This window comes from Trichocoleus sp. DQ-U1, from assembly GCF_039961925.1.
In the GTDB taxonomy this organism is placed as follows: domain Bacteria; phylum Cyanobacteriota; class Cyanobacteriia; order Cyanobacteriales; family FACHB-T130; genus FACHB-T130.
Window position 1 is genome coordinate 33,713 of record NZ_JAMPKB010000050.1, and the last position, 9,161, is coordinate 42,873.

The 9,161-nt window shown below is 46.2% G+C and carries 11 protein-coding genes; 9 read left to right on the forward strand and 2 right to left on the reverse strand.

All coding sequences use genetic code 11. The annotated features are described in order from the left end of the window. The first annotated feature begins 10 nt into the window (after positions 1-10). Complete coding sequence (locus NDI34_RS19235) at positions 11-442, forward strand: thermonuclease family protein (protein WP_348233533.1); 432 nt, start codon at positions 11-13, stop codon at positions 440-442. 140 nt (positions 443-582) lie between these two features. Here NDI34_RS19235 and NDI34_RS19240 read toward each other — a convergent pair whose 3' ends face one another. Continuing rightward, the gene (locus tag NDI34_RS19240) at positions 583-4,335 is read right to left on the reverse strand and encodes a plasmid replication protein, CyRepA1 family (protein WP_348233534.1); all 3,753 of its coding nucleotides are present in this window, start codon (positions 4,333-4,335) and stop codon (positions 583-585) included. A 639-nt stretch (positions 4,336-4,974) separates the two neighbouring features. Here NDI34_RS19240 and NDI34_RS19245 point away from each other — a divergent pair. Continuing rightward, on the forward strand, positions 4,975-5,154 hold the full coding sequence (locus NDI34_RS19245) for a hypothetical protein (protein ID WP_348233535.1): 180 nt from the start codon (positions 4,975-4,977) through the stop codon (positions 5,152-5,154). A 327-nt stretch (positions 5,155-5,481) separates the two neighbouring features. Here the strand turns inward: NDI34_RS19245 and NDI34_RS19250 are convergent, their stop codons facing one another. Next, entirely contained in the window at positions 5,482-5,721 is a 240-nt protein-coding gene (locus tag NDI34_RS19250; RefSeq protein WP_348233536.1) for a hypothetical protein, read from the reverse strand. 214 nt (positions 5,722-5,935) lie between these two features. Here NDI34_RS19250 and NDI34_RS19255 point away from each other — a divergent pair, with 214 nt between their 5' ends. From NDI34_RS19255 to NDI34_RS19285, 7 genes are all read left to right on the forward strand, one after another. Then, positions 5,936-7,006, forward strand: a complete 1,071-nt coding sequence (locus NDI34_RS19255) for a hypothetical protein (protein ID WP_348233537.1) — start codon at positions 5,936-5,938, stop codon at positions 7,004-7,006. A gap of 3 nt (positions 7,007-7,009) precedes the next feature. Then, the gene (locus NDI34_RS19260) at positions 7,010-7,354 is read left to right on the forward strand and encodes a hypothetical protein (RefSeq protein WP_348233538.1); all 345 of its coding nucleotides are present in this window, start codon (positions 7,010-7,012) and stop codon (positions 7,352-7,354) included. A 98-nt stretch (positions 7,355-7,452) separates the two neighbouring features. Then, positions 7,453-7,776, forward strand: a complete 324-nt coding sequence (locus NDI34_RS19265; protein ID WP_348233539.1) for a hypothetical protein — start codon at positions 7,453-7,455, stop codon at positions 7,774-7,776. After that, a complete protein-coding gene (locus tag NDI34_RS19270) occupies positions 7,773-8,051 on the forward strand; it encodes a hypothetical protein (RefSeq protein WP_348233540.1) in 279 nt (92 codons plus the stop codon). The genes NDI34_RS19265 and NDI34_RS19270 overlap by 4 nt, the downstream gene beginning before the upstream one ends. Continuing rightward, positions 8,044-8,241, forward strand: coding sequence for a hypothetical protein (locus NDI34_RS19275; RefSeq protein WP_348233541.1), 198 nt, complete (start codon positions 8,044-8,046; stop codon positions 8,239-8,241). Before NDI34_RS19270 ends, NDI34_RS19275 begins: the two co-directional genes overlap by 8 nt. 118 nt (positions 8,242-8,359) lie before the next feature. Continuing rightward, a complete protein-coding gene (locus NDI34_RS19280) occupies positions 8,360-8,533 on the forward strand; it encodes a hypothetical protein (protein ID WP_348233542.1) in 174 nt (57 codons plus the stop codon). A gap of 63 nt (positions 8,534-8,596) precedes the next feature. Beyond that, on the forward strand, positions 8,597-9,079 hold the full coding sequence (locus tag NDI34_RS19285) for a hypothetical protein (RefSeq protein ID WP_348233543.1): 483 nt from the start codon (positions 8,597-8,599) through the stop codon (positions 9,077-9,079). The last annotated feature ends 82 nt before the right edge of the window (positions 9,080-9,161 follow it).

A 9,161-nucleotide genomic window follows, 5' to 3' on the forward strand; every position in this document is an offset into this window, starting at 1 on the left:
AGATAATATTATGTCTGTTCAAGTTGCATCCGTGAAAGATGGAGATACTATCGCGGTTACAAGTTCCGGCAAGTTGTTAAAGATTCGCTTTGCTTGCATTGATGCCCCGGAAGAAGAGCAAAATCCTTGGGGGACAACATCTACAAGCCGCTTAAAAACTCTACTTCCTAAAGGACAAACGATTAATTTACGTGTGGTAGACACAGATCGATATGGTCGGACTGTCGCAGAAGTTTTTAAAGCAGGTAAGTCGATTAACCTTCAGATGGTCGCAGAAGGGCAGGCGGTTGTTTACCCGCAATACATCAATGGCTGCGCTGGGACAAAGAATCAATATTTGCAATCGGAGTCTCAGGCGAAACAGCAGCGACTCGGCTTTTGGAATCAAGTTAAACCTGTTATGCCTTGGAACGTTAGAAAAGCTGGAGTAGCGATTAGATAACTTACTCAGAAAATAGAGAATTAGTTAGACACACTTATTTGATTGAATTGCTGGACTTAAGATGTCCCAATTGGAACTTAATTGGGACGTAACGAAAGCAATCTCTTTAGAGGAAAGAGGAGACATTGCCGTTCACTGCTTCATAAAACAACCAGTTGCGCTCGCTGTTGTAAATCCAAGGCAATCGTCGCTAGGTCCGCCTCCGGCTTGAGTAGTTCAAGCTCCCAATTCGCTACCGCTTTATCGATACCTTGAAGCTGAGTGTGAGTATGAGTTGATGAAGTTACAGTGTAAACTCTCCCTTCAAATTTTACCTGTTGACCTGGAGTGAAGCAGGGTTCGGGTGCATGGTACCGCGTCCCTCTCCTGAATGACATACCGCTTGACGCTGACGATTTGGCTTCAAGCGCTAACTCCTTCTTAAGAGTAATCCGCACCTTTCGTTCTTCAGATAGTCCTAACCAAATGCCGTTTCTGATTTGAATGATCTCTTCATCTAAATACTGCCCTTGGTAAATATTGGAGAAAGAGTCCATCACGGAAAGAATCTCTGTCACCGGGGCAGCTAGCAATCTACGCCGACCTTCAATAATCTCTGTTTTGAGGTGCGAGGGAATTTCGGCAATCCAGCGTCCGTCCTTTTCCATTTTTAGAAGTTGCTGTTTTCTGGTTTTGGGAATTGATGCCCAAATTTCGCTCTTCACCTCAGGGGGAAAGTGTTTGAGGCGGTCAAATACCGCAGTGACTTGCTCTGGAGTCTTGACTAGCATTAGCGTGCGAACAGCATTCTCAACGTCTGCTGCCATACCCGACCGTGCTGCCCTGCCCGACCGTGCCGCTACCTCGAATGATTGGAGTGATGTTTCTACTGGTTTTTCGTCCACTTCTGGTTTATTCATCTCTTGATTACTGGCAGTGGACGGGGCTACCTCCAAGTCTGGGGGTGGGGCGTCCACTGGTTTTCTGTCCACTTCTGGTTTATTCATCTCTTTATTACTGATAGTGGACGCCGCGGCTAAATCCCTCTCAAGCCATGCCTGAAAGATTTCTAAATGTTCGGGCGACACATCCAGACCATAGAATCGCTTTCTCTCCCCCTGTCCATCTCTGCCTAGAGGTTTCAATTTGATTCCCAGACATGACATCAGTTTTCTCAGCACGACCACTGACGAATCTTCCAAGCGAATCGAGATACCCAGCGCCGTCCTAATTCTCCATCTCTGAGCAATGGCAATGGACGCCAGTAATTCCAAGTCCTCGTCACCCTTTCTAAATTCCCTGCCTTCTTCAAGCAAAAACTTCTCGATACCCAACCGCTGGAGTACCAAAACTTTCAGCCCCATTTGAGAGCGATTAAAGTCAGGCTTCCACAATGCTTTGGCTTCAGTGGCAGCAGCCGCACTTTTCTGGTCATGCTCGCTGAGGTAGTCTCTGCCCACAGTCAGGAAGTAGTGCAGGCGCAATTTGGGATAAAGCTTTTTATCGTCCATCTGGACAAGGGACGATGTAATCTCCTCTACTGCATAGCGAAGCTTCAGTGAATGCTTGCGCTCTGTCTGCCGCTCGGCTTTGGTTTTATTGATTTTGTTGGAAAGCTTTTCGTATTCACCAGATGAAATATCTGGTGCATTAGAAATCGCCTCTCCTTCCCTCTGGTAATTTGTGTCTCGGTTGAATTTGATTTCCTCTTTGATTTCCTTACCCTTACCCGTCTCGTCTAAGGGGATGATTGTGTGTCCGTCAGCCTTCAATCCTTCAACAATGTTGTCGGCATAATTACACATTGCCGCATTGTGACGAGCGGCGAGCTTTGCCCAAGCTCGCAGGGATTCGTTCTGGAAATTAGTATCGATATCTTCAAAATCAAAGCCCGCACGTTGCAACAGGAAAATATTCACCTTCGTCGCAGTGTGTTGAGATGCGAGCAGCGATTTGACGGAACTTGAACCATTGCCAATCCGACAGCCATTCATCCCCACCCGCGATGCCCAAAAATGGATATCTACCCCTTCCCTAAGCCTCACGAGTGCTTGCAGTGCGGATGCTGGCGCACAAACCCCCTGAAAAATGCCCCAGACGCCTGTAAAGTGTCCCTTGATATCAATAGAAATCCCCGTTTCCAGGGTGGGTGAACAAATGACGTAATCGTATTCCGATAAAATTTCGTTCAGATTGCCGACGCATCCGTAAGCGGGATGGCTGGGGTCTGACACCGATTCCGAGTCGATTCGTAAGCCTTTGCGCTCAGGATAGAGAGCTTTCAATCGGCTCTCAATGTTAATGGTGCCCCAGGTTGATTGTTCTTTCTGTGCCGACAGAACAATCAGAGGGATGCCGCCATTCTCCATATCAGCCTCTAGTGCGGCTATCAATTCACTAGGATTTTTCCCGCCATGTTGGTAGCAATGTCGTCCACCATCCTGGGCTTTCCACTCATTGACGACGATAAATGGATTGACTTGGAATTCCGCTAGACCTTTTATGAAATCAATGCTGACGTTAGATAAGTCAGCATCCGATAGAAACACCTGTCCAGTGCTTTCGCTGGACAGGTTCTGCTGAATCAAAGTCTTCAGGTTTTGCAGGATGACAACGCGATTCTTCTGGCAGGTTGAGCCGTTCAACAGGTGGGCGATAAGTTGCTCTACCTCGTCAATGAAAATTAAGCAATTTTTCCATTCATGCACATTAAACTTCGCGGAGGAACCTGAGTGCAGGGAATCGATACACATCCCCTGACCTAGCACTCCTTTAGTTTCTGAACCTCGCAGTTCCGAAATATAGTCAATCCCAAACCGATAGCACAGCTCTCCACCTAATTGAGTCCGGTGCGTAATGACTAATACCTTCTGTCCAAGGTAAGTCGCCTTCTGAGCTAAATGAGCCAGGGTTTGAGTTTTCCCCGTGCCTTTTGGAGATTTCAGAGCAACGAGTTTAGCACTGTCTGGTATTTCCAGTTCTCCTAGATAGCGACGATTGACTTGTAGATTAGGCTTATAGGTGAGCTGGAAATACTGCCGCGCCTCCCATTTTTCCAATGGCATCGCTTGGTCGTAAGCGACATAGAAACGTTCTACGCCATGCAACGCAATTAGGTCATCAACACCTTTGCCCAGCGTTCCATTCCAGATAATCACTTTCACAACCGACTGAGCAAGAGCAAACAATCGACCCGTTTTCGCAATCATCGCCCCAACCGTGGCGACGGTTTGAGGCTTCTCATCCTGGTCGAAGCAGATGTTAATCTGGCGGTCTGGTGTCGCGAATATTTCTAACTCTGGAATCAAGTGGCTATTTCCAGTGAGAGTCCCATTTTCATCTTTGGGGGTACGGAATCCTGAAGAGACACCCGGAAGTGCGATCGCCGCCTCGCCAGCCGTTAAAAGAGCGGCGGCTTTTTTGACGCCTTCGGTAATTACTATTGGAACGTTGAAATCCAACACCCACTGCCAGAAACTCTCTACTTCACCATTAGAGTTAACTTCTACTTTTTCAGGCATCGGGATATTACAGCGCTCACTCACCAGCTGCATGATGTGAAGCGGCACCTTCACAAATATCGCCCGTGTTGGGGTTCGATAAGGATGTTCGTACTTAATGAGTTTGCCGTCTTGAGCGCGTCGGGGTTGATCCGGCTTAAAGGTACACCACTCCTGCTCTCGCCAATTAATTAAGGGGTCGCGTCCAACACAAACCCATCCGCCTGCTTCAATGTGTCGATAGTTTTTAAGGACTCCATCCCGTAGGCGTCCATCGTTGCGGCGTGGGACACCAGGGGCGTAGAACAGATATTCAAAAGGCTCATTGTTCCGCACGCTCTTGAAATTGAGGCGGATGATGTCAGCGTCAATCTTGCTGGCTTCTAGTTCTTCGAGGTGTCGATCTAATAACACGGCACACCTCCACCAGCAAGATTGAGGGAGTGCCTATTGAAAATAAAAGTCTTTTTACTCATGTCTCTCCTGTGTTAGGAGAGCATCAGCCGTTTAGCAGTGAGGTCAACTTCTACTTTTTAGTGGTATGGTAGCCTACTGAACTTCAGTGCTAAATTGAAGTAACGACAGAGCGTTACATATACATCAGATGATAAGACAGAGAATCCGCCAAGATAACCGTGTCTTATTGCTGAGGCTTAGCTCTCGTTGCTCTCGTTTTTTAACTTGACTACGTGAAATGCTGTTGCTTCAAGAGCAGACAGGGTTTTGCGTTTTATTCTTTTTACTACCTCCAAGCTTTTGCGTAATGAGTGACTCGGTGGCGTAGGCTATTGAGTCACTTTGCGTCTGAAATCCCAAAGAAATTAAATATTCATTCAAAGCACGGCAGACGAGTTCACCCCGTGATACCCAATATAGCCGCGTGGCTTTGACAAGCATACTATTTTGGTATAGGTCAATCCACTGATTGATTCTCATGGTTTTTCGTTTTAGGGGATGACATATTTTACTCCGATTATAAGCGGCAATCTGTTCAAAAGAAACGCGACTTTTCTACCACACTATGTGACAGAAAGTGAGGCAGAAAGTTCAAAAATGGTGGCACATGGTGGCAGAAAGTATGGCAGAAAGTTCAAAAATGGTGGCAGAAAACGCAAAAGTGGTGGCACATGGTGGAAGAAAGTTCAAAAGTGGTGGCACATGGTGGCAGAAAACGCAAAAGTGGTGGCGAACTGCCGCACTCTTCTGATAATCGATCATCACGAAAATGTCTAAATATCTAATAATACCTAGATAATTCCGTAACCAGGAGATTTATTTCTAACATTAAAAATAAATTTCTAATGTTAGAAAGCTTACTTTTTTATAACAGAATTAAAGCAAATTTGTGCCTAAAAAAATACGTTCGATAACTCTAATTAAATGCTTCCTCATAGTGAAAAAGGTGTGGAACCGTTCCATAATTAGGATCATTTCCCTCTTGGCAACCCTTCATGTCTTAATTGAGACATGAAGCAAAAAACTTAGTTGATAGATTTCCTAGTTTTGAGCCTTTGCTTAGCACCTAATCTACCGCGTTATTGCGACGATGAGTGCGCTGCATTATTCCCCTTTAACCTTGCGGGTACGAGTAGATGGAGGGGTTTCTTTTTGGCGTTGGTGTTCTTGAATAGCTTGATTAATAATCCGGTCAACTAGATTGCTAACTTTTCTATCCTCTTCTTCAGCCCATGCAATCAAATATTCCTTAGTGTCAGGTGTACAAGTAAAGGTTATTTTTTCTGTCCTGCCATCGCCCATGTTATCTGCACTATTCTGAACATCTTCTATAGTCTCTAACATTTTCTACCTCTATGTTTTCCGAAAACTTCCGCAAACTTTAGAACTTCTGCTATATTATCAAATACAGACCGAAAACGCCCAAACCCCTCACCAAACGACAAAATCAGGTGAGATTGGGCGACAGAGTTTCCTTGCCAAAAATTATCTCAACCGCAGGCAACAAGCGGGATAGACGGATTTAACCTCAAAGATTTGGAGGAATTGAGCAATGGTAATGATGCATTCAATGCAGGCTGAACTGACCCGAAGTACCCCAGCAATCGCCGTTGGAGTCGATAACGGGGCAGGATTGGTCAAGCTGGCACTTGGTAGTGGCAGCCAACAAATGAAAGTTCGTACTCCCTCAAAAGTGCTGGAAATTAAAGAAGAATTACATGATGCTCTCACCTCAAAAGAAGGTGGACATTTCTTCTACCACTCAGGCGAAAGAGAAGACTTAATCGGACGAGAATTCTTAACTGGAACTTTAGCCGCCTGGAAAGCACCAACCACTCATATTAAGTTGAGTGATGACCCAGTGCTAAAAGTCGAATATGCTTTGCACACGTTATTAGGAGGCTTAGCTACCCTACCTTTCCACCCAGAGTGGAACTTGCATTTAGTGCTGTCCATCCACAACAAGCAAGTATTCCAAGCTCCATTAATTAAGAAAACAGCAGGCACTCACGTTATTAGTTTCAATGGCAAAAACACGCCGAACTCGCGGGTAAATCTCAAAGTAAGTTTAGTCGCGCCCGAAGGTGCAGGTTCTTACGGTTATTGTGTTTCATCGAAACCCGAACCCTTAATTGATAGAACAGCTCATGCCATTGCATTTGACTTTGGAACTTCTACCGTTATTCCAACTGTTTTTGCCCCTGGTGGCGCAATCATCCATCGTCAAGTTTTAGAAGTGGGCGGATGTATCGACTTACTCGATGCGATTGCATCTGACAGCGAACTCATTCAGTTCTTGGGTTCAGGGAAGGCAGGAAATGTCGAGACCATTCGACAAGGAATTGAGAATCAGAGCTTTCAATACGGCACCCGCTCATTTAACTTCCGCAGCATTTACGCCCGTCATCTCAAGCTGTGGTTAAGCGATCGCCTGCGCCTCGCCTTTAAAGAAATTCAGGAGTGGCGTGATTCCGCTCAGAGTTTTGTTGCGTGGGGAGGAGGGGTTGAAATGCCGGGAGTTGCAAAGATGATTGCAACTCAGGGAATCACCGCTGTTCCAAAGGGAAGTTGGGCGAATGCAATTGGATTGCAGCGGATGGCAGAAGGACGACTAGCAAGGGGGAAATAAGCAATGGCAGAGAACACCAGAGTCCGAGTTGAACCTGACATTGAGCAGTATCTGAAGTCTCAGTCTGAAAGGGTTTTGGGTAAGCCAGTGAATCAATTAACAGCTGCTGACTTAACCACACTAGCTAATCGGATTTTGTACGAACATCGGCTAGCTCAACAGATGGCTTCGCAAGTTCCATTCACCAAGTTGTTTAGCTGGTTGATGAATTGGGTTCCTAGTAGTGGCAATAAGGTTGTATCGCTCAGTCAATCAAGCGAAGCACCATCTTTGAAAGCATCTTCGTCAGACGATTTTGAATTTGATGCCAACTTAGGTGATTTGTTCGACAAAGATGAAGCCGCTTAATTTTCAAAAGTTTGTCAGTAACCCGCGGCAAAGTTTCTCAGGCTCTCACCGCGGGGTACTGGCTCCCATCAAGCACACGATCAGGAGCAACTTTAATCATGCCAAAACTTGTAGCCAGTAAGCCACTTAATTACTGGGTCAGCGCCGCTAAATCCGACCGGGCTTATTTAGTCATTGCCGAATTAGAACATCGATTCGGCAGCTACTTTGAACAACTGACTCGCCAAGAACTACACGCGGTCTTGACTTATTGCACTGCGAAAAGCGACGAAGCGAATACCTGGTCATTAGTGGAAAACAGCGACCTCAGCCAGCAGGTTTGCGATGCCTTGGATTTGATTGATGAGTTGGAAGGGGACTTTCAGCTTGGCTTAGCCAAATTCCTTGTTGAGGCAATCAGCGCACGGGGGAATCAACAATGAACTCGGTTTACATTGCCGACCACATCCTGCGAATCGAGGGTGAACACCAGGGGCATCCTGACCGAATTTTAGATAGTCTGCGACGAATCGCTGACCACGCAAACTTATTTGAACCGATGCCTAATAGCCTGACACCTTCCCAACAGCAACAAGTTTGGGAATTTATTCAGCAGTTTCGCTCCTCTTCAGAAGGTCAGGCAGCGCTTGTACAAGTCAAGATCGCGATCGCTGGAGGGTATCGAAGACTTCATGCGAAGGGGGTTACTCGTGTCTAACAGAGAAATCTGGGCAGATAACCTTCGCAGTGTCGGAGTGCCCGAAAAACTCTCAGTTCAAGCCGCTGATATTCTCAGCCGACAAGATGCAGGCGAACTACCCTATCCCCTGCCAGAACCAGACCAGCACATCATCAGCAGTGCATGGCAATGGTATGCCGCAAAGCAACGCCAGGAAGAAGATTCATGAGATACGCAATCGCTCTTGCAATTGGAGGGATTCTGCTGACCCCTAGCTTTCACCTGGGCAGCGCCAGAATGTTCTTCCACCGAATCAGAAAAGGGATGTACCAGAGGGAGACTAACCAATGAAAGATTACATGGGACTCGCTTTAATTCTCGGTGGGATTGGGTTCTACTTCATGACAAAACCACCGCAAACCGACTCTAAAGATTTAGTCATTGAACAGCAGTATCAGCGCATCCAAACACTTGAAGCTGAAGCGCGAGGTATGGAAAGAGCGTTGGGTCTGAGCCGATAAAACAATTAAGCGATCGCCCTCTCGCCTGGAAGGTGATCGCAGTTCATTACCAAGGAAATAATCATGGATTTTTCATCATCTAAAAGCACCGCCATCGTCAAATACCAACCGAAAAAATCAGCCGTTCATCGGGTACACGCATTAGATAAAACTCTTGCTGGGTTAACTAAAAACTATTTTGGGATTGACCTCGAACAACTCCCGAATATGACCGACCAGCAGCTAGCAGAGTTTGCTGACCGAGTCTCTGCAATGAAGCGATTGATTGACGTGCTACCAATCTTAGAGAGCCATTTTAAAACCCTGATTGAAGGGCAGGTGCAGTACGAAGAGTTTGTCGCAAATATTCAGAAAGATGCTGCCGCCGCTGCCAAGAAAATTGACCAACAAATCCTCAATGTATTCTTAGCTGGGAAAAACTACCAGCAGCACATTCGGATGATGGGAGAGAAAGCGGCAAACGGCGTCCGACTAATTGATGCAGAAGGACGTAGCGCTCTCACCTTGGAACGAATAGACCTCTTGCAAAAGTCGTCGCTGGGGTAATATGAGGTCTGAAATTATGCGCTCGCTCACCTGTCTTCTACGCTCACCCCTGGTAATTCATAAGTAAAGCTAATGAAATACG